Genomic DNA, 24,240 nt, shown 5'->3' on the forward strand with positions numbered 1-24,240 from the left:
CAAGGCAACGCGCCGTGCGTACTTTATCTGACATCTAAGAGAATGACCTCTCAAAACTGAACAAATATAGAAGAACGAAAACTCACAGGTTTCCTTTTCCTTAGAAAGGAGGTGATCCAGCCGCACCTTCCGATACGGCTACCTTGTTACGACTTCACCCCAATTATCTGTCCCACCTTCGGCGGCTGGCTCCTAAAAGGTTACCCTACCGACTTCGGGTGTTACAAACTCTCGTGGTGTGACGGGCGGTGTGTACAAGGCCCGGGAACGTATTCACCGCGGCATGCTGATCCGCGATTACTAGCGATTCCGGCTTCATGTAGGCGAGTTGCAGCCTACAATCCGAACTGAGAATGGTTTTATGGGATTGGCTCCACCTCGCGGCTTCGCTACCCTTTGTACCATCCATTGTAGCACGTGTGTAGCCCAGGTCATAAGGGGCATGATGATTTGACGTCATCCCCACCTTCCTCCGGCTTGCACCGGCAGTCACTTTAGAGTGCCCAACTAAATGCTGGCAACTAAAATCAAGGGTTGCGCTCGTTGCGGGACTTAACCCAACATCTCACGACACGAGCTGACGACAACCATGCACCACCTGTCACTTTGTCCCCGAAGGGAAAGCTCTGTCTCCAGAGTGGTCAAAGGATGTCAAGACCTGGTAAGGTTCTTCGCGTTGCTTCGAATTAAACCACATGCTCCACCGCTTGTGCGGGCCCCCGTCAATTCCTTTGAGTTTCAACCTTGCGGTCGTACTCCCCAGGCGGAGTGCTTAATGCGTTAGCTGCAGCACTAAGGGGCGGAAACCCCCTAACACTTAGCACTCATCGTTTACGGCGTGGACTACCAGGGTATCTAATCCTGTTTGCTCCCCACGCTTTCGCGCCTCAGCGTCAGTTACAGACCAGAGAGTCGCCTTCGCCACTGGTGTTCCTCCACATATCTACGCATTTCACCGCTACACGTGGAATTCCACTCTCCTCTTCTGCACTCCAGTCTTCCAGTTTCCAATGACCCTCCCCGGTTAAGCCGGGGGCTTTCACATCAGACTTAAAAGACCGCCTGCGCGCGCTTTACGCCCAATAAATCCGGACAACGCTTGCCACCTACGTATTACCGCGGCTGCTGGCACGTAGTTAGCCGTGGCTTTCTGGTTAGATACCGTCAAGGGACAAGCAGTTACTCTTATCCTTGTTCTTCTCTAACAACAGTACTTTACGATCCGAAAACCTTCTTCATACACGCGGCGTTGCTCCGTCAGACTTTCGTCCATTGCGGAAGATTCCCTACTGCTGCCTCCCGTAGGAGTCTGGGCCGTGTCTCAGTCCCAGTGTGGCCGATCACCCTCTCAGGTCGGCTATGCATCGTTGCCTTGGTAGGCCTTTACCCTACCAACTAGCTAATGCACCGCGGGCCCATCTGTAAGCGATAGCCGAAACCATCTTTCAAAGTGATGACATGCGTCACTACTTATCATTCGGTATTAGCCCCGGTTTCCCGGAGTTATCCCCAACTTACAGGCAGGTTGCCCACGTGTTACTCACCCGTCCGCCACTAACTTTGGAAGAGCAAGCTCTTCCTCCGTTCGTTCGACTTGCATGTATTAGGCACGCCGCCAGCGTTCGTCCTGAGCCAGGATCAAACTCTCTTTAAAATATAAATTGAATTTGAATACTTATTCAACACCGTGAATAAGATTCCTTGCGTCAAATTGACTTCGCTAGCAATTAAATTACTAGTTTGTTTTGTTGAAAACAGCTTTCTGTTTTCTGCCCTGCGATTACCAGTGAGACTTTACGTCTCATTGCTTTTCGTCTTCTTCTTTGTTCAGTTTTCAAAGGTCAGTTTCTTTTGCTGCAAAAACGTTTTGTCCGTATCAGCAACGTTTATAAATATACCAAGATTTTTGCCTTTCGTCAATACTTTTTATCAAGTTTTTATAATAAATACGGAATTATTTTTTGAGCTAATGATTTATAGGCTTTACCAGCATCGCTAGCTTCACCATAAACAGCTGATATATAGCCGTTTTCGTTAATTTCTGGTTGTTCTATTGGCAGTTGAATTAAAAGTTCAGTTTCTAAGTCGGCTGCCACTTTCTCTCCGCCGCCTTGTCCAAATATCTTTAATTCTTTTCCATCATCATGTTTAAAGTAAGACATGTTCTCTATTACTCCGATAATTTTGTGGTTATTTTTCATTGCCATGTAACCAGCACGTGATGCTACAGATGCGGCGGCATAATGCGGAGTTGTAACAATAAGTTCATTACATTTCGGAATTAGAGTGTGAATATCTAACGCGACATCACCAGTTCCTGGCGGTAAATCGATAAGTAAGTAATCTAATTCTCCCCATCTCACTTCTTCTAAAAACATTTTAATCATTTTCCCTAACATTGGACCTCGCCATATTACAGGTTCTCCCGGCTCCACAAAGAAATCCATTGAAATCATTTGGATACCATTGGTTTCTACAGGAATAATCTGTCCATTTTCTTTGCGAGGCGATTCAGTTATTCCTAGTAGCACAGGGATACTGAATCCATAAATATCTGCATCTAGCAAACCAACTTTCTTGCCTTGATTTGCAATAGCGCTAGCCAGATTTACAGCAACAGTTGATTTTCCTACACCACCTTTTCCACTTGCAATTGCCAAAAATTTTGTTTGACTGTTTTCGGAAAGGATATTGTCTCTTGTTTGAAAAATGCGGTCTATTACTGCTGCTGGTAGATATTCTAGTTCAATATTGATTTCTTTTACTCCGAATTGCGTAAGAAGTTCTTCTATATTATGAACAAAATGATCTGTTTCAATTGCCGGATCTGCTAAAGCAATTTTTATATTAGCTGTTTCTTCTATTACTTGTACTTCTAAAACACCTTCTGTTTCTTCCAAATCGGCTTCTAAAACAGGATCTTGTAGCCGATATAATAATCTCGTGATTTGTTGTTCGTTAAGCATATTTGTAGAACCTCCCATAATGAATGCGCTGACATACAGATTATTATAGCATGGCTTCATTTGTTTATCACGAATTCCTTATTCACTTGAGTTATTTATTCTAGTCTTTTTTAGAACTTTTTTACTTTCTATAGAGAAAATTACTACTCCAGACTTATTACTAACCAATAATCAATTTGCTAAAAACGGCTTTATACTAGCATTTACTTATTTTTTTGTTTTTTTAAATATCTCCCCCTAAAAATAACTTCACAATTTTTACACATTTTCCCGAATAAGTAAAAATCGCTATACATCAATCATTTAACCAATTTTTAATTTTTCGTTATACAATTGTAATAGATTTTTTTTCTTGTTTTTTGCTATTATGATAGCAAATAGATAAAAAGGAGTGCTTAGAACTGTGGATAAAAAGTTTATGAAATCAGGGATTATTATACTCATTGTGGCATTTATTGTAGTTTCAATGAATGTTGGAGCAGAAACGGGTGATAATCAGGTTTCTCAAGTTGAGTTAAGTTCGCAGCAACAAGCATTTATTAATGGAGTTTTACCCGCTGCTCAAGATGGTCTACGTAACGGAAAGCTTTTAGCCAGTGTAACGCTTGCTCAAGCTATATTGGAATCTAATTGGGGTGAAAGTGGTTTAAGCAAAAACTCAAATAATTTATTTGGTATTAAAGGTGCATATAATGGGAAATCAGTTTCGATGCGTACGATGGAAGCGACCGGGGCAACAACTGCGAATTTCCGTGTTTATCCTAGTTGGCAAGAATCCATTAAAGACCATACTGATTTAATTACGCATAACGCACGCTATAAAGACGCAGTCGGCGAAACAGATTACCGCAAAGCGTTACAAGCAATTAAAGATGGTGGTTATGCGACTGATCCAGAATATGTAAACAAATTAGCCACCATAATTGAACGTTATAATCTAACGCAATACGATATTGTTTATGATAAAATTGAATCGCATAACAAAATTGCCGCAATCGGAAAAGTAGCGCCAAATAAAACACAAGAAATCATTTGGACCACTCCATATAACACTGCAAAATCAGAAAAAATTGATACACTGGCAAACTACGAAAATCATAACCTCGAAGTTTCTTGGGAAGCTAAGAACAAGAAAGGCCATTGGTACTTCATCCGCGAGAACAACAAAGATATTGGTTGGATAAATAGCAATGCACTTACGCTTAGTTATCATCAACAAGAAGAGGAAAACGTGAATTTAACTAAATATGTGGATGATTTAAACGGTCACATTTATCGCTTGCCTTCCCCAGAAAAACAGTTTGATAAAGGCACCATTGCAAGCTATGATCGAAAGGCACTTCACGCAAACAAAAAGATTACTCGTGACGGCTATGCTTGGTTAAAACTTTCAGTAGGCAACACCGAAATCGGTTGGGTTCGTGCTGATAAGTTGAACGACCGTCTGTATGATCGAATTACTGAACAAAGCGTCTATAATGGCTACGCTAAAATTAAAACTCCTGCAACAGAAAATGTTTGGACAAATCCATACAACACAAAAAATGCAGAAAAAGTAGCTCCACTTAGTGATTATGCGACAGATAAACTAGAACTTGTTACTCGCGCTAAAGTCGGCAATATGCTTTGGTACCAATTTAAAGTTGATGGGCAACTAGTTGGTTGGACAAGCGAAAAAGATTTATCGATTATTTATACTCCCGAATCAGAAAAACCAATAACTCAAGTTGCTTATGTAAAAACTCCAGAAGCTATTGTCTATAGCAAACCTGTTGAAACGACTAACACAAAGCTGAAAGAAGTTGGTTACTACTATGGAAAATTACTATTAGTTGATAAAGAGGCGACGATTCTCAGTGAAAAATGGTTACATCTCAAAGATAATGACAGTTCTATCGGCTGGATCAAAGCAACGGACCTTCAAAGCTAATATACAAAAAAGAGATTGCCTCAATATGCAATCTCTTTTTTCATTTTAAACAAGTACAATTATTTTGCCAAAACTATGCTTACTTTGTAAATACTCATGTGCTTCTTGAATCTCGTCTAACTTAAAAATCTTTTCCGGTTTTATTTCAATATTAAATTCAATAATAAATCTAAGTAATTCATTTAATTTTCCCCCATCTACATTTCCAGAATAAAAACTCGTTAAATAACTATTTTTCTGTAAATCTATAATCGGGTCAAATGCTTCTAAATACCATTTCTCACCAAGTTGTCCTGTGCTACATAATATACCCCGCTCTTTCAAATGATGAAAACTATCTTTAATTGTCGCCGGGCCAATTAGCTCGAAAATCTTAGTATAAGCATTATCTGTTTGTAATTCTCCATTCAGATCCATTACCACATCACTGAATCCCGCTGCTAACAACGATTTATTTTTTGCCATATTCCGACTTGTTCCATCTAACACAAGATTTGGAAATTTAGCTTTTACCAAGTTTAAAAAGGCAATTCCTACCCCGCTTGTAGTACCACGAACAAGCACAGTATCCGTTTCCAGCAGTTGTAAGTTTTGCATCGATCCATATGCAGTGTAATAAGTTTCTGGAATTGTAGCTAACTCCGTCCAAGAAAGGTTTGTTTCAACGGGATAGATTTGTTCATTTGGTAGCAATATGTATTCTGCATAGCTTCCGTCAAATGCGCGTCCCATTTCTCCCATAATGGAGACTACTTTTTGACCAATTGGTAATGATTTAGCATCCGTCGTTTTTTCAATCACGCCTACACATTCAATTCCTAAAATACGCGGGAACTTCACTGAGGGGGACTTACCTTCTCTTGTAAATATTTCAGAATGATTTATCCCAAACCCCTTAACTTTAACTAATGACCAACTTTTTTTCATCTCCGGCATCACTATATCTTGATAGACAAGCTTTTCCGTCCCTCCCGCTTCGTAAACCACTGCAGCTTTCATCCAATCACGCCCTTTTTTAAACTAAAAACTTACAAATAATACTTGGTAACTAAAACAGCTTTGCAGATGAACAGTAGGCCCAAAAGCATTTATACTTTACGTTCGTTTTAAAAAGTGAGATGAACGAAACAAAAAGCGCCACTTGGTACCAAATTGAATAATCAAATCCAATTCCCATTTTAATCATTGTGCATAATAAATCTCCCCAAAATATTGTTATGATTACTACATAGAGTGTACTTATGTATTTTTTCACGTTGTACTCCTTGTTGTGAACTTTCAGTATATATCTATCATGAGTCGAATTTATCTAGGTCTGCTATGTAGGGTTTCCCGTCTTTATCTAAAAGTGGTGTCATTCCACCCGCATAACCAGAAAGATGAAAAATATATTGCACTCCTGTTTGTTGATCAACCAAAATTTCTGTAATATTTAATTTTCCTTGTGTATATATTTTTTTAAACCGTTCTTCTGCCAATTTTAAGTCCTCCTATATTTATGCCATCGTATAACTTACTTTTTATTATATATCATGGTTAGAGCGTTTACAAAAGGCTTTATGCAAAAAAGCAGTATTAATTATAAGATCTTTTATCAGCTACAGAAAATTATCGGATAAATAAATAGAATTCCAAGTTTCGTATCAAGGTATAAACGCACTGCGATTATATAGAATAACAAAAAAGGAGAGAAAAAAATGAAAAAGACAACGTTAGGAATCAACACCACTGCAGCAATTTTAGATATTATTAATGCGATTTTATTTACAACATCTTGGTTCGTTATAACATTTATGGCTTTTAGCGAGAGTTTTTCAGGTGGAGATGGATCACAAACAAGTGGAGTCGGAACTTTCTTTTATGTCATGGCTGGCATCGGACTTATTATTCATATTATCGGTTTAGTAAAATCTAAAAAAGCAGGAATTTCTATTGTTGGACATATTTTAGGAATAATCGGGTGTACATGTTTTGCACTTACCGCCCTTTTAGCATTCCCTGCGATTGTGTTATTAATAATTGCTTCGGTGTTTTATTTTAGACAGACATCGGTTCGAGAATAGAAACGCAATATATGTTCATTGTTTTGAATCACAAATTTTAAAAACTTATCTTATCCATTCACTGTCTGTTAATCAACTTAATAGGCTGCTGAATCAAATAAAAACTGCCTCCCACAAGGTGGTTTTTATTTTCGACTTAAAACTTTTATTAGCTTCTTTAATTTCTATGAGTCATAAGAATAGGCTGTATAACCATTATTATAGCCAAAATAAAAAAGCACTCCCCTCCGAAAAGGGAAATGCTTTGAAACGTCGATATTAACGTTTTGAGAACTGAGGTGCACGACGCGCGCCTTTAAGTCCGTATTTTTTACGTTCTTTCATACGTGGGTCACGAGTAAGTAGACCAGCAGATTTAAGCGCTGGGCGGTACTCAGGTGCCACTTGTAATAGTGCACGAGCTACACCATGACGGATAGCACCAGCTTGACCAGTGTAACCACCACCGTGAACGTTTACTAGTACATCATAGTTACCTAAAGTTTCTGTAGCTACTAAAGGTTGTTTGATAACTTCACGAAGAGCTGCAAATGGGATATAATCTTCCCAGTCTCTATTGTTAATAACGATTTTGCCGTCGCCTGGTACTAAACGTACACGAGCTACAGAGCTTTTACGACGACCAGTTCCGTAATATTGTACTTGAGTCACTTAGTATTCCTCCTTTATTAATTAACCGCGTAATTCGTATACTTCTGGTTGTTGAGCTGCATGTTCGTGCTCTGCTCCACCATATACGTGTAATTTTTTGAATAATTGACGTCCAAGAGAATTTTTTGGAAGCATACCTTTGATAGATAGTTCTAATAATTTCTCTGGATTGTTTGTACGCATTTCACCTGCAGTACGAGATTTCAAACCGCCTGGATATTGTGAGTGACGGTAGTAAATTTTGTCAGTAGCTTTTTTACCAGTAAGACCAATCTTACCAGCGTTAATGATGATTACAAAGTCTCCAGTATCGATATGTGGAGTAAATTGTGGTTTGTTTTTTCCGCGAAGAATTGAAGCAACTTCACTGGATAAACGTCCTAAAGAAACACCAGTAGCGTCGATAACGTACCATTTACGTTCTACTTCGCCGGGTTTCGCCATATAAGTTGTACGCATGAATTACCCTCCTAAATAAATTGAAACAAATTAGCTCCCGAAAACTGTTCCTAATTCCCGAAATGCTATTCTATATTTTTATTGTTTAAACACAACAACCTTCCGGGGCTTATTGTGGGGCAAACAATACCATAGTCCATAATACCGTTTTTGGGTCAAAAAGTCAATGCTTTATTTAATTTTTATTCATAGTCAACCCGCCACAAATACAATCCTTGTGGTGGCGCAGTCTTACTTATGAGTTTTTGCCGATCACGTGCCAAAAGTGCTTTTGTAATATCGTCTGGGGAGATTCGTCCTTGTCCCGCATCAAGTAGTGTTCCTGTTAGAATTCGTACCATATTGTACAAAAAACCATTCCCTTGAAAAGCAATGACCAAAGTCTCGTTATCTTCTTCATAGAAATCAATACTATAAAGCGTCCGGACTTTCGAATCTCGCTCTGTTCTTGCGGAACAAAAACTAGTGAAATCATGTTCACCAATTAGGCATTCACTTGCAATCTTCATTTGCGCTATATTAAGTTCATAGGGATAATGCAGTGCAAAATTACGACTAAATGGGTCAAAAATTTTTGTTCGCTTTATTATATAACGATATTCTTTTCCTACTGTGCAAAATCTAGCATGAAAATCCGCTGGTGTCTCTTCTACTGTTATGAAGCTAATATCAAAAGGTGTCATCACTTGAAGCGCTTTTTGGAATTTTTCAGCTGAAATAGCTAGTTCCGAATCAAAATGAATTACTTGACCTTTCGCATGCACTCCAGTGTCCGTTCTTCCGGATGCTGTCACTCGGACGCTTTTCCCTTTATGCATTTTCTTTAGTGCTTTTTCAATTTCCGCTTGAACAGTCCGCGTATTTGGTTGTACTTGATAACCATAAAATCCACTTCCGTCATAAGAAATTACTGCTTTATACCTTGTCATCCCTTTCAACTCCGCAACCAAAATAATAATCCACTTAAAATAACAAGTGAAATAAGTAAAAATGTATCAGCAAACCGCCAGCGTAACAAACGAAATCGTGTCCGTCCTGTTCCGCCACGATAACCTCTCGCTTCCATCGCTATCGCTAAATCTTCTGCCCGTTTAAACGCACTAATAAACAATGGAACAAGTAATGGAATAATTGCCTTAATCCGATCTCGCCATTTTCCGCTTGTAAATTCTACTCCACGCGCTTTTTGTGCTTTCAAAATTTTCTCTGTTTCATCCATGAGCGTTGGGATAAAACGAAGCGAAATACTTAACATCAGTGCGAGTTCATGAACAGGCAAATGTACTAAGCGGAAAGGTGCCAAAATTTTCTCTAGTCCATCTGTTAGTTCAATCGGACTTGTTGTAAGTGTTAACAAAGTTGTCATGAAAATAATCAGTACAAAGCGACAAAACATCATTGCCCCGTTCGCAAGTCCCAGTGTCGTAATTTGTAGAGGCCCTAAATCCACTAATATTGTTCCACCTTTTGTAAAAAAAACTTGTAGTAACAATGTAATTAAAATCAGCCAAAATATTGGTTGTAACCCTTTAATAAAAAATAAAAATGGCACTTTCGAGGTTAAAACTAGATACAACACATAAACAAACATTAGCGCATACGTCTGCCAGTTATTCGCTAAAAAAACAATAGCAATAAACGCCATGACAGCAGTAATTTTCGCACGAGGATCAAGCTTGTGTAGCCAAGAATTTCCCGGAATATAGCGCCCGAGAATCATTTTATCCATCATGATTAAGCCCCGCCCTTCGCTAAGTGTGGCGCCATTTCCATTGTTAGTTCATCTATGGTTAAACAAGTTTTAGTTAACTTCACATTGAATTTACGTTCAAATAAACCTTGAAATCGTACCACATCAGGAACAGAAAGACCTAGTTCAATTAATTCTTCTGGATTAGCAAATATTTCTCGTGGAGCTCCAATTTTAAGGACCGTTCCAGCTTTCATTAAAACGATTTTCTCCGCATATCGCGCGGCATCTTCCATGCTATGCGTTACAAGAACAGTAGTTAGTCCTTTTTCTTTGTGGAGGTTATAAAACATTTCCATAATCTCTTCTCGTCCATGTGGGTCCAGTCCAGCAGTTGGTTCATCTAGCACGAGTACTTCTGGATCCATAGCCAAAACACCCGCAATCGCAACCCTACGCATTTGTCCGCCAGAAAGTTCAAATGGGGAACGGGATAAAATTTCCTCAGTTAACCCCACCTCATAAATCACTTTTTTCGCGCGTTGTTTCGCATCCTCTTCAGAAACGCCAAAATTCATCGGTCCAAAACAAATGTCTTTTTCCACCGTTTCTTCAAATAATTGCGCTTCTGGAAACTGGAAAACAATTCCCACTTTTTTACGAAGATTGCGAAGTTTTTTTTGTTTTACTCCAGCAACAATTTCTCTATCACCCACTGTAATTTTACCTTCTGTTGGCATTAAAAGTGCATTCAAATGTTGAAGTAACGTTGATTTCCCAGAACCAGTGTGCCCAATAATCGCGGAATAGCTACCAGAATCAAAAGAAACATTTACATCCAGTAATGCTCGCTTTTCAAATGGGCTATTTTTTTGGTAACAATAACCTAGTTGTTCGAGTTTAATTTCCATAATTGATTTAGTAATGCTCCTTCCGATAGCACGGTACTTCCTGTTTCAAAGCCACCAGCAGCTAATTTTTCCTGTAACTCAATAATAAACGGTACACCTAATCCGATTTTTCGCATCGCATCAGCTTGCTCAAAGATTTCTTTTGGCGTTCCTTCGCTATGAATTTCTCCTTCGTTCATCACAATTACCCGATCAGCAAAAAGAACTTCATCCAAATCATGTGTAATCGAAATAACTGTAATATCTTCTTGTTCACGCATGATTCGAATTGTTTCCATCACTTCCGCTCGGCCTCTTGGATCAAGCATTGAAGTCGCTTCATCTAAAATAATAACATCTGGTTGTAATGCCAGCACACCTGCAATAGCGACTCGTTGTTTTTGTCCCCCAGAAAGTCTAGCTGGTTCGTGTAATGCGTATCTTTGCATACCGACTTCATTAAGGGCCGATTCGACACGCTCTACCATAATATCATGCGGAATTCCGTGATTTTCAAGACCGAAAGCCACATCATCTTGCACAGTAGCTCCAACAAATTGATTATCGGGATTTTGAAAAACCATTCCGACTTGTCGTCTAATTTCCCATATATTTTTTTCAGACAAAACAAAATGTCCGATTTTAATTAAACCATCTTCTGGAAAAAGCAAACCATTCAATAGTTTAGCAATGGTTGATTTCCCTGAACCGTTGTGACCAACAAGTGCCACCCATTCCCCTTTTTCCGCAGAAATTGATACATCTTTAACTGCAAATTTCTCCGTGTCTTCATACTTATAAAAAACGTGTTCTAATCTTACAAAACTTTCCGCCACGCTTAACACCTCACTTTTCGACCATTCATTGTTTATTATAGTATAAACATCCACCTGGCGCAAAATTTCCTTGTTGATTGCATTGGTTTATTTAGGGTAAAAATAAAGTACATATAAGTTAAGGAAGTGATATTATGTTACCCGATTTTATTTTGCGGCTTGTTGTTGCAGGTGTTCTTGGGGCGATTATCGGCCTTGACCGAGAAATCAGAGCTAAAGAAGCTGGATTTAGAACACATTTTCTTGTCTCTCTTGGTAGTGCATTAATTATGATTGTTTCTCAGTATGGCTTTTCAGAAATTGCTAAAATGCAAACTGTATCTTTTGACCCTAGTCGTGTCGCTGCGCAAGTTGTAAGCGGAATTGGCTTTATTGGTGCGGGGACAATTATTATCCAAAAGAAATTTGTAAGGGGGTTGACTACTGCAGCAGGTCTTTGGGCTACTGCTGGTATCGGTCTTGCAGTTGGAGCTGGCATGTACTGGGTTGGTATTGCAGCTACTTTGCTTACATTAATAGGTCTAGAATTTCTTAGTATTATTTTTAAATCATTTGGTCTCCATACAACATCCCTCCTATATACAACTACTGATCGTGCCAATATCGTAAAGATTACCGAGAAAATAAAGCAAAATAATCAGCAAATAATTTCTTACAATACCGAAAAAGAAACAGTTGGTGAAAACCTTGTTTTTAAAGTCAATATTGTTATAAAGACAAAGAATAAGAGTGAAGAATCCGAACTATTTCACTTTATTCAAAACCTCGCTCATGTCACTATAGAAAAAATGGAATAAACTAGTCCTTTTTTTCAGTTAAAGGACTTCAATTGTTCACAGAATATCCATTTACATCAGAGTTATCTGTTTGCTATAATTCACCCGTCAGTATAAAACTGAACAGAGAGAAGGGATGAAATGAAAAATCTTGTAACCAGAGAGCAGTCGATTTATGAGATGGATAAATTGACGCAACCTGCGCTTACAGTGAAAGATGGCTCTGTTGTGAAAATAAAAATAAAAGATCACTTTAATGGCCAAATTCACGAAGCACGCCTTCATTATGGGGAATTAGATTGGAAGCAGTTTTCACCAACGAGCGGACCAATTTTTGTTGACGGGGCAGAACCAGGAGACTTACTCGCAGTAACAATTGAAAAAATTAAGCTTACTAGTACAGATACTTTTTTACTAAGTGGTCCAAACATCGGAATATTAGATGATTTATTACCAAATAATTGTATTAGGCGTTTTAAAATTCAAAATAATAAAATCATTTACTCAGAACAAATTAATATTCATATTGAAAAATCAATCGGTTTATTAAAGACTGAAGCAGCCAACGAACCAAGACCTACTCAACTTCCTACTAATTGCGGAGGAGTGCTTAATTCCGCTTATCTTACAGAAGGGGCAACTATCTTTTTACCAGTTGAAAAGCAAGGAGCTTTGCTTCATGTTGGTGATGTTCATGCAACTACCGGTCTCAGAGAAATCACTTCAAGTTGTGCAGAAATCCCTGCGGAAGTTACACTAAGGCTTCAAATCCTAAAAAACAAAAAAGCCCCCACTCCAGTCATCATTCATGACAACCACCTAATTTGTATTGCTTCTGATTCTGTCATTGAAAACGCAGCAAAAACTGCTTTACAAAATATGGTGAATTTACTAACAGATACTGATAAAATGACCATTGAAGATGCCGTGTTTTTATTATCACTCGATGGCGATTTCCAAATTTGCCATTTAAGTAAGCCAAGTAAGATAGCAAGTATCAAACTACCATTAGATTATTTTCCAGAAATGCCATTTTTATAAAAGAAATCCTATTGCTCCATTAACGGGCAATAGGATTTCTTTTATATTTGTTCAAAAGTACTTCCTTGATAATTTTTACTTAAAAATATAGCGAGTTGTATGGCTTCTTTTTCAACCTGTTTCTGAGCTCTCCTTGCTAACTTTTTACTCAAATAAAAATGAAACGCAATTTTTTCTCCAGTAATTTCATATCTCCACGTACCGTAAAAATTTTCATTTATAATTAAAACTGCTTCAATTTGACCAGCAGTTCTCCAAATTAAGCTTGTTTCTTTTTCATTTGCCAACCAATCCTTTTTTCGATAACTAACAAAAAGTGGATCGAATTTACCAAGCAAAATCGGCTTTTCTGATTTTACTTCTAATTGTATTTCCGTTTTGCTGTAATACTTCTCCCCATCTTCCCCTAAATAATAGAAATAAGTTGGTAGTAGTTTTCTGAGTGTCGCTTGGAATTCAAAGATTGGAAGTCCAGACCAATGCTTGAAATCTCGGACTGTGGCAGGACCGTATGCACTGAAGTAGCGATTGACCATTACTTCTAGCCCTGTTTGCATGTGAGGTGTACTCAGCCACGATTCTTCTGTTTCTGAATTAATCCAATAACGATGACTATAAAATTTTGTTTTTGGAGATTCCGGCACACAATACAGCTTCCCATCTAGCGAGCCTTGGATAAATACGCCTCCCCAAGTCATCAGTTTTTTCGCTTGCTCACCAAATAATTTTGCAAATGCCTCTTTAGGAATTTTCTCGTCACTCATTAGAAGCAGTTCCATTTCTGCCAAAAGCGTATCTATATTGCTTCCTAATTCCTCTGTATGCTTTTTAATCCAGTTGTTTCTACTTGCATATACTTCGTGAATAAAAAACCAGTCAGAAGGCGTATACATGTGCACGGTCATTCTTTGACCCCAAATTTTAATTAGCTTCTTTTGATCGTAGTCATTCTGCAACACTTCTTTTGTTAGATCACCTACACGATTAAATAGACTTATTTCGCCAAATTGTTGATATTGTGATTGTATGCCAAATAACGCACTTGCAGCAACAGGTGCGTTAGAAAATTTATTATGTAGTAAGCCAGAATTATATAGACGGTTTTTAGCTATTTCTGAGCTAGTTAGTATACGCATCTTTAGCCACTCCTTTTGCTAGTATTTGGAGTTCACTATAGATGTTTTTGGAAAGAAGTGCAAGAAAAAAAGGACATAAGCTTTTCAAGTTTGACCTACAGAAAGATACGTAAAAGTAGGTCAAACAAAAAAAGCCTGCCTCCTAGCCTGTTTTATAGGCTAGGAAACACAGAGCTAGACAAGGAAACAAGAAGTCCCCATATCATGACACTCCACTTGCTTTAAACGTTTTATTATTAAACTAATTCAATAATAACCATTGGTGCGCCGTCACCGCGACGTGGACCTTTTTTCAAGATGCGAGTGTATCCACCTTGACGTTCCGCGTAACGTGGAGCAACATCATCAAATAGTTTTTGTAGCGCGTAAACTGGACGGTTTTTCTTCACAGTAGAACCATCTTTACCTTTTGCATCTACTTGAACTACTTCTACAACTTCATGACGAACAAAAGCAGCCGCTTGACGACGAGCGTGCAAGTCTCCTTTTTTCCCAGAAGTGATTAGTTTTTCAACAACTTTACGAATCTCTTTAGCGCGAGCTTCTGTTGTTTCAATACGTTCATGTACGATTAAATCCGTTGCAAGATCACGTAGTAATGCTTTACGTTGTGAGCTTGTACGACCTAATTTTCTGTAACCCATGGAATTGCCTCCTTTATCAGTTTTCGTTTCTTAGAGATAAGCCAAGGTCAGCCAGTTTTACTTTTACTTCCTCAAGCGATTTACGGCCCAAGTTACGGACTTTCATCATATCGTCTTCGGATTTGTCAGCAAGTTCCTGTACTGTGTTGATTCCAGCGCGTTTCAAACAATTATATGAACGAACAGACAAGTCTAGTTCTTCAATAGTCATTTCAAGCACTTTCTCTTTATGGCTTTCTTCTTTTTCAATCATAATTTCAGCTTTTTGTGCTTCATCTGTTAAGTTAACGAAGATACTTAAGTGCTCAGAAAGAATTTTAGCTCCAAGTGAAACTGCTTCTTCTGGGCTGATACTTCCGTCAGTTAACACATCAAACGTAAGCTTATCATAATTAGTTAATTGTCCAACACGTGTATTTTCCACTTGATAGTTCACACGGATAACCGGTGAAAAGATTGAATCGACTGGAAGCACACCAATTGGCATATTTTCGCGTTTATTTTGATCAGCAGGTGTATAACCACGACCACGAGTAGCATTTAAACGCACATGAAATTTAGCATTATCACTTAATGTAGCAATGTGTAAGTCAGGATTTAAAATCTCAACGTCGCTGTCATAATTAATGTCAGCTGCAGTCACTACACCAGGACCTTGCATATCGATTTCTAATGTTTTTTCTTCATCAGAATAGATTTTTAACGCAAGTTTTTTAATATTTAAAATCATGGTTGTTACATCTTCTACTACACCTTCAATTACAGAAAACTCATGTAAAGCTCCATCAATTTGGATAGAGGTTACTGCTGCACCTGGAAGAGAAGATAATAGAATACGACGTAAGGAGTTACCCAAAGTTGTACCATATCCACGCTCAAGTGGCTCTACAACAAACTTTCCATACTTGGCATCATCGCTGATCTCAATCGTCTCGATTTTTGGCTTTTCAATTTCGATCATTCAAATTTACCCTCCTTCAAAACGTCTAGAATATCAGTCTTTATGTCAAACTCTCTGCCTTGATAGTTAAGACAGTAAAAATCTACTATTGGCAAAAGAAAACGACCACTTATACGCGACGACGTTTTGGAGGACGACATCCGTTATGTGGAACTGGAGTTACATCTTTAATAGCTGTTACTTCAAGACCAGCTGCTTGTAGTGCACGGATAGCCGCTTCACGACCTGAACCAGGACCTTTAACAGTTACTTCTAATGTTTTCAAACCATGTTCTTGTGCTGATTTAGCTGCACTTTCAGCTGCCATTTGCGCTGCGAAAGGAGTAGATTTACGAGAACCTTTAAATCCTAGAGAACCTGCACTTGACCAAGCTAAAGCATTACCATGTGTGTCAGTAATCATTACGATCGTATTATTAAATGTAGAACGAATGTGTGCAATACCAGATTCGATATTCTTTTTCACACGGCGTTTACGAGTATTTGTTTTACGAGCCATTCACTAACTACCTCCTTTACTATTATTTCTTTTTGCCTGCTACTGTTTTGGACGGGCCTTTACGAGTACGGGCATTATTTTTTGTATTTTGTCCGCGAACTGGAAGTCCACGACGGTGACGCATGCCACGGTAAGAACCAATTTCAATTAGACGTTTAATGTTTAAGTTTACTTCACGACGAAGGTCACCTTCAACTTTAATACGGTCTAAGATTTCGCGGATTTTACCTAGCTCTTCTTCCGTTAAATCACGAGTACGAGTATCTTCAGAAACACCAGCTTCAGCAAGAACTTTGCTAGCTGTTTGTTTACCGATACCATAAATGTAAGTCAGGGAAATAACAATACGTTTTTCACGTGGAACGTCCACACCTGCAATACGTGCCATTTACTTAAGCACCTCCTCTTATCCTTGTTTTTGTTTATGTTTTGGATTTTCACAAATTACCATTACTTTACCTTTACGACGAATAACTTTACACTTTTCGCACATAGGTTTCACTGATGGTCTTACTTTCATATAGATATACCTCCTTGTTTATTAGAGAAAATGTCTCTATAAACCGATAATTTCTAAGCTGGACGAACCAGACCGGTATATAAATTCAATTTCGGAGTGCAAATTATTTAAAACGATAAGTAATTCTTCCGCGTGTCAGGTCGTATGGAGAAAGCTCTACTGTCACTTTATCTCCGGGTAAAATACGAATGTAGTGCATGCGGATTTTACCTGAAACAGTTGCCAGTACTTTATGACCATTTTCGAGTTCAACATTGAACATCGCGTTTGGTAGAGTTTCTTGCACAACGCCTTCTACTTCAATAACATCTTCCTTTGCCATATGTTTGCTACCTCCTTCTTGTATTCTTGGATTTGTTCCTGATGCAGGCCTAATCCTTTCAGTGTAACTATTTCTCTTACATGAAAAAAACGTAAAACATGCAAAAATGGATGCACTTCTTTAAAAGGCAACACAATTTCGCCAGCTTTTCAGACAACCTGTAAAAGTGAAATCCGTAAAACCAGAAGAACTGTCACGCGCAAAAGTATTGCGGCTGAACAGGTCAGGGTAGAACATATACGTCATTCGGATGATCTTCAAACGGTTCTCTCGTTCATCATGATTTGCTTAGATGCCTTTATTCCACTGCCAATTATCCATTATACTACAAATCAAATCAATTTGCACGCATTGATTTTGACAGTGATTTCAGCACAGCTTACCCCTCAAAAAGAAGCAAGAATTTTTTCCACATCTACAAAAACGTCTTCAATATCTTGCTCGCCGTTTATGCTGTGAAGTTTACCCTTTTCAGAGTAAAAATCAAGAAGCGGCTTGGTCTGTTTCATATTGACATTCAGACGATTTTCCACGGTTTCTTTCTTGTCATCTTCACGTTGGTAAAGTTCTCCACCATCAAGATCACACTTCCCAGCAACTTTTGGTGGGTTGTAGATTTCGTGGTAAGTTTTACCGCAAGTCCGGCAAATCCAGCGACCAGTAAGACGTTTCATTAAAACATCTTTTTCGACATCAATGTTAATGACAGCATCAAGTTCTGTACCTAAATCACTCAGAATATTTTCAAGTTCTTTTGCTTGTTCCACTGTACGCGGAAAACCATCGAGCAAGAAGCCATTCTTAGCATCATCTTCGGCTAAACGTTCACGAACGATACCATTTGTAACTTCATCAGGAACTAGGTCACCATTATCCATAAAGGATTTAGCTTTTTTTCCTAATTCTGTATTATTTTTCATAGCTGCTCGGAACATATCTCCAGTGGAAATATGAGGAATGTTGTATTTCTCAACAATCTGTTCCGCTTGTGTGCCTTTTCCGGCGCCGGGCAGTCCCATTAATACTAATTTCAACTGTTTCGCCCCTTATTACGCGCTAGCTCCTGCTAGGAAATCCTAACAAGAACTGCGTGTTATTTGATAAATCCCCGATAGTTCCTTTTTACAAGTTGTCCTTCAAGTTGTTTCGTAGTATCTAATGCTACCCCGATAACAATTAGTAGGCTTGTACCACCAACGGCAAGTGACTGCGGTAAACTAAACACAGTAGTACCGATAGTTGGAAGTATAGCAACCGCTGAAAGGAAAATTGCACCAACAAATGTTAATCGATAAAGTACCGATGTAAGATAAGCTTGTGTTTCCCGACCAGGACGTTTACTAGGAATATACCCACCTTGCTTTTTCAAGTTGTCTGCAACTTTCTCAGGGTTTACTTGAATGAAAGCATAGAAATAAGTGAAAGCAACAATTAGTGCAACATATAAAATCATACCAATTGGTTTAGTGTAATCAAACACATCTTTCAATACTTTTACTACATCATTACTTTGATCAAAGAAAGTAAGAATTGTTTGTGGTGTAATAATAAATGCACTTGCAAAGATAACTGGGATAACTCCGGCAGAGTTAAGTTTCAACGGCAAATGAGTTGCTTGCGCGCCCGATTGTTTCGCTCCTGCTACACGTTTCGAGTATTGAATTGGAATTTTGCGCAATGCTTGTTGGAAGAAGATAACAGCTACAACAATAGCTAAAATCGCAACCGCCACACCGGCAAGCGTTAATATGTGTAGGAAAAGTTGATCACCAGCGTTTTCAATTTGCGAAACGTATAATTGACGTACTCCATCAGGGATACGTGCAACGATACCAGCAAAGATAATAATGGAAACCCCATTACCCACGCCTTTAACAGTGATTTGCTCACCTAACCACATTAAGAACATTGTACCTGTAGTTAGAACAATCGCGATAATGGCATATCTACCGATAGATGGTTCAATAACCAACCCAGCAGATGACAAGCGGTTAAATCCGTATGCCATACCAAATGCTTCGACTAAACCAAGACCTATCGTCATGTATCGAGTAAGTTGATTGAGTTTTTTACGACCCATTTCTCCTTGTTTCGACCACTCAGTTAGCTTTGGAACAACATCCATTTGAAGCAACTGAACAATAATGGAAGATGTAATGTAAGGCATTACACCCATGGCAAAAATTGAGAAGTTTTTTAACGCCCCACCATTAAATGTGTTTAAAAACCCCAAAATACCGCCATCCATACTAGATTGCAATGCTGCAGCGTTAACCCCCGGTACTGGCACAAATGTACCAATACGGAAAATAACTAACATTGCTAACGTAAATAGTATTTTTTTTCGGATGTCCGCTACTTTGAAGAAGTTAACTAACGTTTGAAACATTAGATCACCTCAGTTTTTCCGCCAGCCGCTTCAATTGCATCTTTAGCAGCTGCAGAGAATTTGTTCGCTTTCACAGTAAGTTTTTTCTCGATTTTACCATTTGATAAAATCTTGATTCCGGATTTTTCGTTACGAATAATACCAGTTTCAATTAAAAGTTCTGGTGTTACTTCTGTACCATCTTCAAAGCGGTTTAAAACATCTAAGTTCACGATTGCAAATTCTTTACGGTTGATATTTGTGAATCCACGTTTTGGAATACGACGGAAAAGTGGAAGTTGTCCACCTTCAAAGCCTAGACGTACGCCACCACCAGAACGAGCTTTTTGTCCTTTATGACCGCGTCCTGAAGTTTTGCCGTTACCAGAGCCTGTTCCACGACCAACACGATTACGTTCCTTACGAGAACCTTCTGAAGGCTTAAGTTCATGTAGTTTCATGTCAAGCACCTCCTCCTATTTAACAAATTCTATCAATTACATATTATTATATTAAGCTTAAACTTCTTTGACGTCCACTAAATGACTTACTTTAGTGATCATCCCACGAATTGCAGGATTATCTTCTTTAACCACTACAGAATTTGTTTTACCAAGACCTAATGCTTGAACAGTTTTGCGTTGTGGTTGAGGGCGTCCGATTAAGCTACGTTTTAAAGTGATTTCTAACTTCGCCATAACGATAATTCCCTCCTTATCCTAACAATTCTTCTACTGTTTTGCCGCGAAGTTTCGCAACATCTTCAGCGTTTTTAAGTTGTTTAATTCCGTCGATTGTAGCACGTACCATGTTAATTGGTGTATTAGATCCAAGCGATTTGGAAGATACATCAGCAACACCGGCAAGTTCTAGGACCGCACGAACGGGACCACCAGCAGTTACACCAGAACCGGCACTAGCAGGTTTAAGAAGAATTTCTCCGCCACCAAAATGTCCGACTACAGTATGTGGAATAGTTGTGTCTACAGTAGGTACAAGCACCATGTTCTTTTTAGCATCCTCAACAGCTTTACGGATTGCATCTGGAACTTCTTGTGCTTTACCAGTACCGAAACCAACATGACCGTTTTTGTCTCCAACAACAACAAGTGCTGTGAAACGGAAACGACGTCCACCTTTAACTACTTTAGCAACACGGTTGATTGTAACAACGCGTTCTTCTAAATCTAATTTGTTTCCATCAATTTGCTCAGGCATGTAATATGTCCCTCCTTCTTATTAAAATTCTAGTCCATTTTCGCGAGCTGCTTCAGCAAGAGCTTTTACGCGGCCATGATATAAGTATCCTCCACGGTCAAAAGTGACAGAAGTAATACCTTTTTCGGAAGCACGTTTAGCAACTAGTTCGCCAACTTTGCTTGCTGCATCAACTTTTGATTCAGCAGAACCGAAATCTTTATCTAAATTAGACGCACTTGCAAGTGTCACACCATTTACATCATCAATTACTTGAGCATAAATGTTTTTGTTTGAACGGAATACGTTTAAACGTGGACGACTTTCAGTTCCGGAAATCTTAGAACGAACACGAGCATGTCTTTTTTTACGTACTTTATTTTTGTCGATTTTGGTAATCACACGACTCACCTCTTCTCTCATTTGCCTAATTAAGCGGCATTATTTACCAGTTTTACCTTCTTTACGGCGTACATGTTCGCCTTCGTAACGAATACCTTTACCTTTATATGGTTCTGGTGGACGTACGGCACGAATGTTTGCAGCTAATTCTCCAACGTGTTCTTTGTTGTATCCTTTAACAATCACTTGTGTGTTTGCAGGAACTTCAATTTCTACGCCTTTCGGAGCAACAAATTCTACTGGATGAGAGTACCCTACGTTAAGAACAAGCTTGTCGCCTTGTTTTTGCGCACGGTAACCAACACCGATAAGTTCTAATTTCTTTTCATAACCCTCGGAAACTCCGACAACCATGTTATTTAAAATAGCACGAGTTGTACCATGAAGCGCACGGTGGTTCTTATTATCAGTCGGGCGAGAAACGTTAATTTCGTTGCCTTCAATATTAATAGTAATTTCTGGGTTGAACTCTTTTACAAGTTCACCTTTAGGACCTTTAACTGTTGCTGTTGATCCATTAAGTGTAACTGTTACACCTGCAGGAATCACAATAGTTTTTTTACCTATACGGGACATTTATTGCACCTCCTTATGGTTTACTTTTTCTTACCAAACGTATGCTAATACTTCTCCGCCGACTTGTTTAGCACGGGCTTCTTTGTCGGTTAAAACACCTTGGGAAGTAGACACGATTGCGATACCAAGACCGTTAAGGACTTTAGGCACCTCAGTTGATTTTGCATATACACGTAGTCCTGGTTTACTAATACGCTTCAAACCAGTGATTACACGTTCGCCAGTCGCACCATATTTCAAGAAAACACGGATTGTTCCAGCATTGTCATCTTCAATATATTCAACGTCACGGATAAAACCTTCACGCTTCAATATCTCAGCAATTTCTTTTTTGATTTTGGATGCAGGTAATTCTAATTTATCATGTTTAACCATGTTTGCATTACGAATGCGAGTTAGAAAATCTGCAATTGGATCTGTCATCACCATGTATAATACCCTCCTTCCTTAAACTCTTTCTTACCAGCTTGCTTTTTTCACGCCGGGAATTTGACCTTTATAGGCAAGTTCACGGAAACAAATACGGCATAATTTAAATTTGCGAATAACGGAATGTGGACGACCACAACGTTCACAACGAGTATATGCTTGAACAGCGTATTTTGGTGTGCGTTTTTGCTTCGCGATCATTGATTTCTTAGCCACGTTTACGCCTCCCTACTAAAATTAATTTTGATTACTTCTGAAATGGCATCCCTAGTTGAGTAAGTAACTCATGAGATTCTTCATCACTTTTGGCAGTTGTAACGATTACTACGTCCATACCGCGTACTTTTGATACTTGATCGTAATCAATTTCAGGGAAAATAAGTTGCTCTCTTACACCCAACGTATAGTTACCACGGCCATCGAAAGCTTTTTTCGATACACCACGGAAATCACGAACACGTGGAAGTGAAACAGTAACTAATTTATCTAAGAAATCATACATGCGTTCACCACGTAAAGTTACTTTAGCACCGATTGGCATTCCTTCACGAAGACGGAAACCAGCGATAGAATTTTTTGCTTTTGTAATTACAGGTTTTTGACCAGTGATAAGAGCTAACTCCTCCACTGCACTGTCTAAAACTTTTGCATTTGCTGTAGCGTCACCAACACCAGTGTTGATTACGATTTTATCTATTTTTGGAACCTCCATTACGGAGTCATAATTGAATTTGCTCATTAAAGCAGGAACAATTTCCTTAAGATATTGATCTTTAAGGCGATTCATGTAATATTCCCTCCTTCCTACGACTATTATTTATCTATTACTTCACCGGATTTTTTTGCTACGCGTACTTTTTTATCGCCTTTAACTTCGTAGCCTACACGAGTAGGTTCGCCTGTTTTAGGGTCAATTAGCATTACGTTTGAAACATGGATGGGTGCTTCAACATTCAAGATTCCGCCTTGCGGGTTGATGTTGGAAGGTTTTGTATGTTTTTTAACCATATTAATTCCTTCAATAAGTACGCGGTCCTTTTTCGGAAATGCTGCGAGCACTTTGCCGGATTTACCTTTATCTTTACCAGTAATAACTTTTACTTTATCACCTTTTTTGACATGCATTGGTATAGCACCTCCTTGATTTCTTGGAACTTATTTTTTAAAGAACTTCTGGAGCTAAAGAAACGATCTTCATAAAGTTGTTTTCACGAAGTTCGCGAGCAACAGGTCCAAAAATACGTGTTCCACGAGGACTTTTATCGTCACGGATAATGACACATGCATTTTCATCAAACTTGATGTAAGAACCGTCTTGACGACGTGCTCCACTCTTAGTACGAACGATTACTGCTTTAACAACTTCACCTTTTTTGACAACGCCGCCTGGTGTTGCTTGTTTAACGGTACACACGACAACATCGCCAATGTTAGCAGTTTTGCGTCCTGATCCACCTAGCACTTTAATTGTTAAAACTTCACGTGCGCCAGAGTTATCAGCCACTTTCATACGACTTTCTTGTTGAATCATTAGGACACCCTCCTTCCAGAATAACGGGTCGGAAAAATTGCACTCGGCAACTTTTCACAATCTATTTTCAAACTTTTGATTTAGATAATTACTGCTTCTTCTACAACTTCTAGTAAACGGAAATGTTTAGTTGCAGATAATGGACGAGTTTCGGAAATACGAACTACATCGCCAGTTTTTGCAATGTTATTTTCATCATGCGCTTTGAATTTTTTAGAATACTTCACGCGTTTACCGTACAAACCATGTTTCTTGTACGTTTCAACAACCACGGTAATTGTTTTATCCATTTTGTCGGATACAACACGACCAGTATAAACTTTACGTTGGTTACGGTCAGCCATGTATTAAAA

At 38.7% G+C, this 24,240-nt stretch carries 33 protein-coding genes and 1 rRNA gene; 4 read left to right on the forward strand and 30 right to left on the reverse strand.

The window, feature by feature from the left end; all coding sequences use genetic code 11:
- Nucleotides 1–104 precede the first annotated feature (104 nt).
- Together JL53_RS13885 and JL53_RS13890 are read right to left on the reverse strand one after the other, a co-directional pair.
- A 16S ribosomal RNA gene (locus tag JL53_RS13885) occupies nt 105–1,654 on the reverse strand.
- Nucleotides 1,655–1,937: 283 nt separating this feature from the next.
- Nucleotides 1,938–2,966 (reverse strand): Mrp/NBP35 family ATP-binding protein, encoded by a 1,029-nt coding sequence (locus JL53_RS13890; protein WP_038407920.1) that lies wholly within the window; start codon nt 2,964–2,966, stop codon nt 1,938–1,940.
- A gap of 403 nt (nt 2,967–3,369) precedes the next feature.
- Between JL53_RS13890 and JL53_RS13895 the strand changes: the two genes are divergently transcribed.
- Entirely contained in the window at nt 3,370–4,896 is a 1,527-nt protein-coding gene (locus JL53_RS13895) for a GW domain-containing glycosaminoglycan-binding protein (RefSeq protein ID WP_038407921.1), read from the forward strand.
- 45 nt (nt 4,897–4,941) lie between these two features.
- Here the strand turns inward: JL53_RS13895 and JL53_RS13900 are convergent, their stop codons facing one another.
- Together JL53_RS13900 and JL53_RS13905 are read right to left on the reverse strand one after the other, a co-directional pair.
- A complete protein-coding gene (locus JL53_RS13900; protein ID WP_038407922.1) occupies nt 4,942–5,895 on the reverse strand; it encodes an alcohol dehydrogenase catalytic domain-containing protein in 954 nt (317 codons plus the stop codon).
- 293 nt (nt 5,896–6,188) lie between these two features.
- Nucleotides 6,189–6,374 (reverse strand): DUF6440 family protein, encoded by a 186-nt coding sequence (locus JL53_RS13905; RefSeq protein WP_038407923.1) that lies wholly within the window; start codon nt 6,372–6,374, stop codon nt 6,189–6,191.
- A gap of 219 nt (nt 6,375–6,593) precedes the next feature.
- Here JL53_RS13905 and JL53_RS13910 point away from each other — a divergent pair, with 219 nt between their 5' ends.
- Nucleotides 6,594–6,959: a hypothetical protein gene (locus JL53_RS13910; RefSeq protein ID WP_038407924.1), complete on the forward strand. Its 366-nt coding sequence runs from the start codon at nt 6,594–6,596 to the stop codon at nt 6,957–6,959.
- Between the two features lie 258 nt (nt 6,960–7,217).
- Here the strand turns inward: JL53_RS13910 and rpsI are convergent, their stop codons facing one another.
- The 6 genes from rpsI to JL53_RS13940 all read right to left on the reverse strand — a co-directional run bounded on the left by rpsI (nt 7,218) and on the right by JL53_RS13940 (nt 11,485).
- Nucleotides 7,218–7,610: a 30S ribosomal protein S9 gene (rpsI, locus tag JL53_RS13915; RefSeq protein ID WP_038407925.1), complete on the reverse strand. Its 393-nt coding sequence runs from the start codon at nt 7,608–7,610 to the stop codon at nt 7,218–7,220.
- A gap of 21 nt (nt 7,611–7,631) precedes the next feature.
- A complete protein-coding gene (gene rplM / locus JL53_RS13920) occupies nt 7,632–8,069 on the reverse strand; it encodes a 50S ribosomal protein L13 (protein WP_003720909.1) in 438 nt (145 codons plus the stop codon).
- Nucleotides 8,070–8,251: 182 nt separating this feature from the next.
- Nucleotides 8,252–8,998: a tRNA pseudouridine(38-40) synthase TruA gene (truA, locus tag JL53_RS13925; RefSeq protein ID WP_038408265.1), complete on the reverse strand. Its 747-nt coding sequence runs from the start codon at nt 8,996–8,998 to the stop codon at nt 8,252–8,254.
- A gap of 5 nt (nt 8,999–9,003) precedes the next feature.
- Entirely contained in the window at nt 9,004–9,801 is a 798-nt protein-coding gene (locus JL53_RS13930) for an energy-coupling factor transporter transmembrane component T family protein (protein WP_038407926.1), read from the reverse strand.
- 2 nt (nt 9,802–9,803) lie between these two features.
- Nucleotides 9,804–10,670 carry an energy-coupling factor ABC transporter ATP-binding protein gene (locus JL53_RS13935; RefSeq protein ID WP_003720920.1) on the reverse strand — a complete coding sequence of 289 codons (867 nt, stop codon included), beginning with the start codon at nt 10,668–10,670 and terminating at the stop codon, nt 9,804–9,806.
- Entirely contained in the window at nt 10,646–11,485 is an 840-nt protein-coding gene (locus tag JL53_RS13940; RefSeq protein WP_038407927.1) for an energy-coupling factor ABC transporter ATP-binding protein, read from the reverse strand. Before JL53_RS13940 ends, JL53_RS13935 begins: the two co-directional genes overlap by 25 nt.
- Before the next feature lie 134 nt (nt 11,486–11,619).
- On the opposite strand from JL53_RS13940, the gene JL53_RS13945 reads away from it, so the two are divergent.
- Together JL53_RS13945 and JL53_RS13950 are read left to right on the forward strand one after the other, a co-directional pair.
- Nucleotides 11,620–12,282 (forward strand): MgtC/SapB family protein, encoded by a 663-nt coding sequence (locus JL53_RS13945; protein WP_003720922.1) that lies wholly within the window; start codon nt 11,620–11,622, stop codon nt 12,280–12,282.
- A gap of 120 nt (nt 12,283–12,402) precedes the next feature.
- Entirely contained in the window at nt 12,403–13,302 is a 900-nt protein-coding gene (locus tag JL53_RS13950; RefSeq protein WP_003720923.1) for an acetamidase/formamidase family protein, read from the forward strand.
- A 41-nt stretch (nt 13,303–13,343) separates the two neighbouring features.
- Here the strand turns inward: JL53_RS13950 and JL53_RS13955 are convergent, their stop codons facing one another.
- The 20 genes from JL53_RS13955 to rpsQ form a co-directional block, all read right to left on the reverse strand.
- On the reverse strand, nt 13,344–14,438 hold the full coding sequence (locus JL53_RS13955) for a DNA glycosylase AlkZ-like family protein (RefSeq protein ID WP_038407928.1): 1,095 nt from the start codon (nt 14,436–14,438) through the stop codon (nt 13,344–13,346).
- Between the two features lie 236 nt (nt 14,439–14,674).
- Nucleotides 14,675–15,082 (reverse strand): 50S ribosomal protein L17, encoded by a 408-nt coding sequence (gene rplQ / locus JL53_RS13960; protein WP_003720924.1) that lies wholly within the window; start codon nt 15,080–15,082, stop codon nt 14,675–14,677.
- A 16-nt stretch (nt 15,083–15,098) separates the two neighbouring features.
- A complete protein-coding gene (locus tag JL53_RS13965) occupies nt 15,099–16,043 on the reverse strand; it encodes a DNA-directed RNA polymerase subunit alpha (protein ID WP_003720925.1) in 945 nt (314 codons plus the stop codon).
- Between the two features lie 109 nt (nt 16,044–16,152).
- On the reverse strand, nt 16,153–16,542 hold the full coding sequence (gene rpsK, locus JL53_RS13970) for a 30S ribosomal protein S11 (protein WP_003720926.1): 390 nt from the start codon (nt 16,540–16,542) through the stop codon (nt 16,153–16,155).
- 22 nt (nt 16,543–16,564) lie between these two features.
- On the reverse strand, nt 16,565–16,930 hold the full coding sequence (rpsM, locus tag JL53_RS13975; RefSeq protein WP_003720927.1) for a 30S ribosomal protein S13: 366 nt from the start codon (nt 16,928–16,930) through the stop codon (nt 16,565–16,567).
- 18 nt (nt 16,931–16,948) lie between these two features.
- Entirely contained in the window at nt 16,949–17,062 is a 114-nt protein-coding gene (gene rpmJ / locus JL53_RS13980; RefSeq protein WP_003720928.1) for a 50S ribosomal protein L36, read from the reverse strand.
- Nucleotides 17,063–17,165: 103 nt separating this feature from the next.
- Nucleotides 17,166–17,384 carry a translation initiation factor IF-1 gene (infA, locus tag JL53_RS13985; protein WP_003720929.1) on the reverse strand — a complete coding sequence of 73 codons (219 nt, stop codon included), beginning with the start codon at nt 17,382–17,384 and terminating at the stop codon, nt 17,166–17,168.
- Between the two features lie 386 nt (nt 17,385–17,770).
- On the reverse strand, nt 17,771–18,418 hold the full coding sequence (locus tag JL53_RS13990) for an adenylate kinase (protein WP_038407929.1): 648 nt from the start codon (nt 18,416–18,418) through the stop codon (nt 17,771–17,773).
- A 59-nt stretch (nt 18,419–18,477) separates the two neighbouring features.
- On the reverse strand, nt 18,478–19,773 hold the full coding sequence (secY, locus tag JL53_RS13995; protein ID WP_038407930.1) for a preprotein translocase subunit SecY: 1,296 nt from the start codon (nt 19,771–19,773) through the stop codon (nt 18,478–18,480).
- Complete coding sequence (gene rplO, locus JL53_RS14000; protein WP_038407931.1) at nt 19,773–20,213, reverse strand: 50S ribosomal protein L15; 441 nt, start codon at nt 20,211–20,213, stop codon at nt 19,773–19,775. The genes secY and rplO overlap by 1 nt, the downstream gene beginning before the upstream one ends.
- 57 nt (nt 20,214–20,270) lie before the next feature.
- On the reverse strand, nt 20,271–20,450 hold the full coding sequence (gene rpmD / locus JL53_RS14005) for a 50S ribosomal protein L30 (protein WP_003720933.1): 180 nt from the start codon (nt 20,448–20,450) through the stop codon (nt 20,271–20,273).
- A 16-nt stretch (nt 20,451–20,466) separates the two neighbouring features.
- Entirely contained in the window at nt 20,467–20,970 is a 504-nt protein-coding gene (gene rpsE / locus JL53_RS14010) for a 30S ribosomal protein S5 (protein WP_003723681.1), read from the reverse strand.
- A gap of 21 nt (nt 20,971–20,991) precedes the next feature.
- The gene (rplR, locus tag JL53_RS14015; protein ID WP_003764129.1) at nt 20,992–21,351 is read right to left on the reverse strand and encodes a 50S ribosomal protein L18; all 360 of its coding nucleotides are present in this window, start codon (nt 21,349–21,351) and stop codon (nt 20,992–20,994) included.
- 39 nt (nt 21,352–21,390) lie between these two features.
- The gene (gene rplF / locus JL53_RS14020) at nt 21,391–21,927 is read right to left on the reverse strand and encodes a 50S ribosomal protein L6 (protein ID WP_003749693.1); all 537 of its coding nucleotides are present in this window, start codon (nt 21,925–21,927) and stop codon (nt 21,391–21,393) included.
- Nucleotides 21,928–21,957: 30 nt separating this feature from the next.
- Nucleotides 21,958–22,356, reverse strand: a complete 399-nt coding sequence (gene rpsH / locus JL53_RS14025) for a 30S ribosomal protein S8 (protein ID WP_003720937.1) — start codon at nt 22,354–22,356, stop codon at nt 21,958–21,960.
- Between the two features lie 30 nt (nt 22,357–22,386).
- On the reverse strand, nt 22,387–22,572 hold the full coding sequence (locus tag JL53_RS14030; protein ID WP_003723684.1) for a type Z 30S ribosomal protein S14: 186 nt from the start codon (nt 22,570–22,572) through the stop codon (nt 22,387–22,389).
- Nucleotides 22,573–22,603: 31 nt separating this feature from the next.
- A complete protein-coding gene (gene rplE / locus JL53_RS14035) occupies nt 22,604–23,143 on the reverse strand; it encodes a 50S ribosomal protein L5 (protein WP_003720938.1) in 540 nt (179 codons plus the stop codon).
- Between the two features lie 26 nt (nt 23,144–23,169).
- Nucleotides 23,170–23,481 (reverse strand): 50S ribosomal protein L24, encoded by a 312-nt coding sequence (gene rplX, locus JL53_RS14040; protein WP_003720939.1) that lies wholly within the window; start codon nt 23,479–23,481, stop codon nt 23,170–23,172.
- Nucleotides 23,482–23,518: 37 nt separating this feature from the next.
- Complete coding sequence (gene rplN, locus JL53_RS14045) at nt 23,519–23,887, reverse strand: 50S ribosomal protein L14 (protein WP_003723686.1); 369 nt, start codon at nt 23,885–23,887, stop codon at nt 23,519–23,521.
- 80 nt (nt 23,888–23,967) lie between these two features.
- Nucleotides 23,968–24,231 carry a 30S ribosomal protein S17 gene (rpsQ, locus tag JL53_RS14050; protein ID WP_003720941.1) on the reverse strand — a complete coding sequence of 88 codons (264 nt, stop codon included), beginning with the start codon at nt 24,229–24,231 and terminating at the stop codon, nt 23,968–23,970.
- Nucleotides 24,232–24,240: the final 9 nt, after the last annotated feature.

The sequence above is a fragment of the Listeria ivanovii subsp. londoniensis genome, from assembly GCF_000763495.1.
Taxonomy (GTDB): domain Bacteria; phylum Bacillota; class Bacilli; order Lactobacillales; family Listeriaceae; genus Listeria; species Listeria londoniensis.

Coding starts and splice junctions, on each gene's coding strand:
- JL53_RS13890 (WP_038407920.1), bottom strand. CDS start 2,966: ATGCTTAACGAACAACAAATCACGAGATTATTATATCGGCTACAAGAT.
- JL53_RS13900 (WP_038407922.1), bottom strand. CDS start 5,895: ATGAAAGCTGCAGTGGTTTACGAAGCGGGAGGGACGGAAAAGCTTGTC.
- JL53_RS13910 (WP_038407924.1), top strand. CDS start 6,594: ATGAAAAAGACAACGTTAGGAATCAACACCACTGCAGCAATTTTAGAT.
- rplM (WP_003720909.1), bottom strand. CDS start 8,069: ATGCGTACAACTTATATGGCGAAACCCGGCGAAGTAGAACGTAAATGG.
- truA (WP_038408265.1), bottom strand. CDS start 8,998: ATGACAAGGTATAAAGCAGTAATTTCTTATGACGGAAGTGGATTTTAT.
- JL53_RS13930 (WP_038407926.1), bottom strand. CDS start 9,801: ATGATGGATAAAATGATTCTCGGGCGCTATATTCCGGGAAATTCTTGG.
- JL53_RS13935 (WP_003720920.1), bottom strand. CDS start 10,670: ATGGAAATTAAACTCGAACAACTAGGTTATTGTTACCAAAAAAATAGC.
- JL53_RS13945 (WP_003720922.1), top strand. CDS start 11,620: ATGTTACCCGATTTTATTTTGCGGCTTGTTGTTGCAGGTGTTCTTGGG.
- JL53_RS13950 (WP_003720923.1), top strand. CDS start 12,403: ATGAAAAATCTTGTAACCAGAGAGCAGTCGATTTATGAGATGGATAAA.
- JL53_RS13955 (WP_038407928.1), bottom strand. CDS start 14,438: ATGCGTATACTAACTAGCTCAGAAATAGCTAAAAACCGTCTATATAAT.
- rplQ (WP_003720924.1), bottom strand. CDS start 15,082: ATGGGTTACAGAAAATTAGGTCGTACAAGCTCACAACGTAAAGCATTA.
- JL53_RS13965 (WP_003720925.1), bottom strand. CDS start 16,043: ATGATCGAAATTGAAAAGCCAAAAATCGAGACGATTGAGATCAGCGAT.
- rpsK (WP_003720926.1), bottom strand. CDS start 16,542: ATGGCTCGTAAAACAAATACTCGTAAACGCCGTGTGAAAAAGAATATC.
- rpsM (WP_003720927.1), bottom strand. CDS start 16,930: ATGGCACGTATTGCAGGTGTGGACGTTCCACGTGAAAAACGTATTGTT.
- rpmJ (WP_003720928.1), bottom strand. CDS start 17,062: ATGAAAGTAAGACCATCAGTGAAACCTATGTGCGAAAAGTGTAAAGTT.
- infA (WP_003720929.1), bottom strand. CDS start 17,384: ATGGCAAAGGAAGATGTTATTGAAGTAGAAGGCGTTGTGCAAGAAACT.
- secY (WP_038407930.1), bottom strand. CDS start 19,773: ATGTTTCAAACGTTAGTTAACTTCTTCAAAGTAGCGGACATCCGAAAA.
- rplO (WP_038407931.1), bottom strand. CDS start 20,213: ATGAAACTACATGAACTTAAGCCTTCAGAAGGTTCTCGTAAGGAACGT.
- rpmD (WP_003720933.1), bottom strand. CDS start 20,450: ATGGCGAAGTTAGAAATCACTTTAAAACGTAGCTTAATCGGACGCCCT.
- rpsE (WP_003723681.1), bottom strand. CDS start 20,970: ATGCCTGAGCAAATTGATGGAAACAAATTAGATTTAGAAGAACGCGTT.
- rplF (WP_003749693.1), bottom strand. CDS start 21,927: ATGTCCCGTATAGGTAAAAAAACTATTGTGATTCCTGCAGGTGTAACA.
- rpsH (WP_003720937.1), bottom strand. CDS start 22,356: ATGGTGATGACAGATCCAATTGCAGATTTTCTAACTCGCATTCGTAAT.
- rplE (WP_003720938.1), bottom strand. CDS start 23,143: ATGAATCGCCTTAAAGATCAATATCTTAAGGAAATTGTTCCTGCTTTA.
- rplX (WP_003720939.1), bottom strand. CDS start 23,481: ATGCATGTCAAAAAAGGTGATAAAGTAAAAGTTATTACTGGTAAAGAT.
- rplN (WP_003723686.1), bottom strand. CDS start 23,887: ATGATTCAACAAGAAAGTCGTATGAAAGTGGCTGATAACTCTGGCGCA.
- rpsQ (WP_003720941.1), bottom strand. CDS start 24,231: ATGGCTGACCGTAACCAACGTAAAGTTTATACTGGTCGTGTTGTATCC.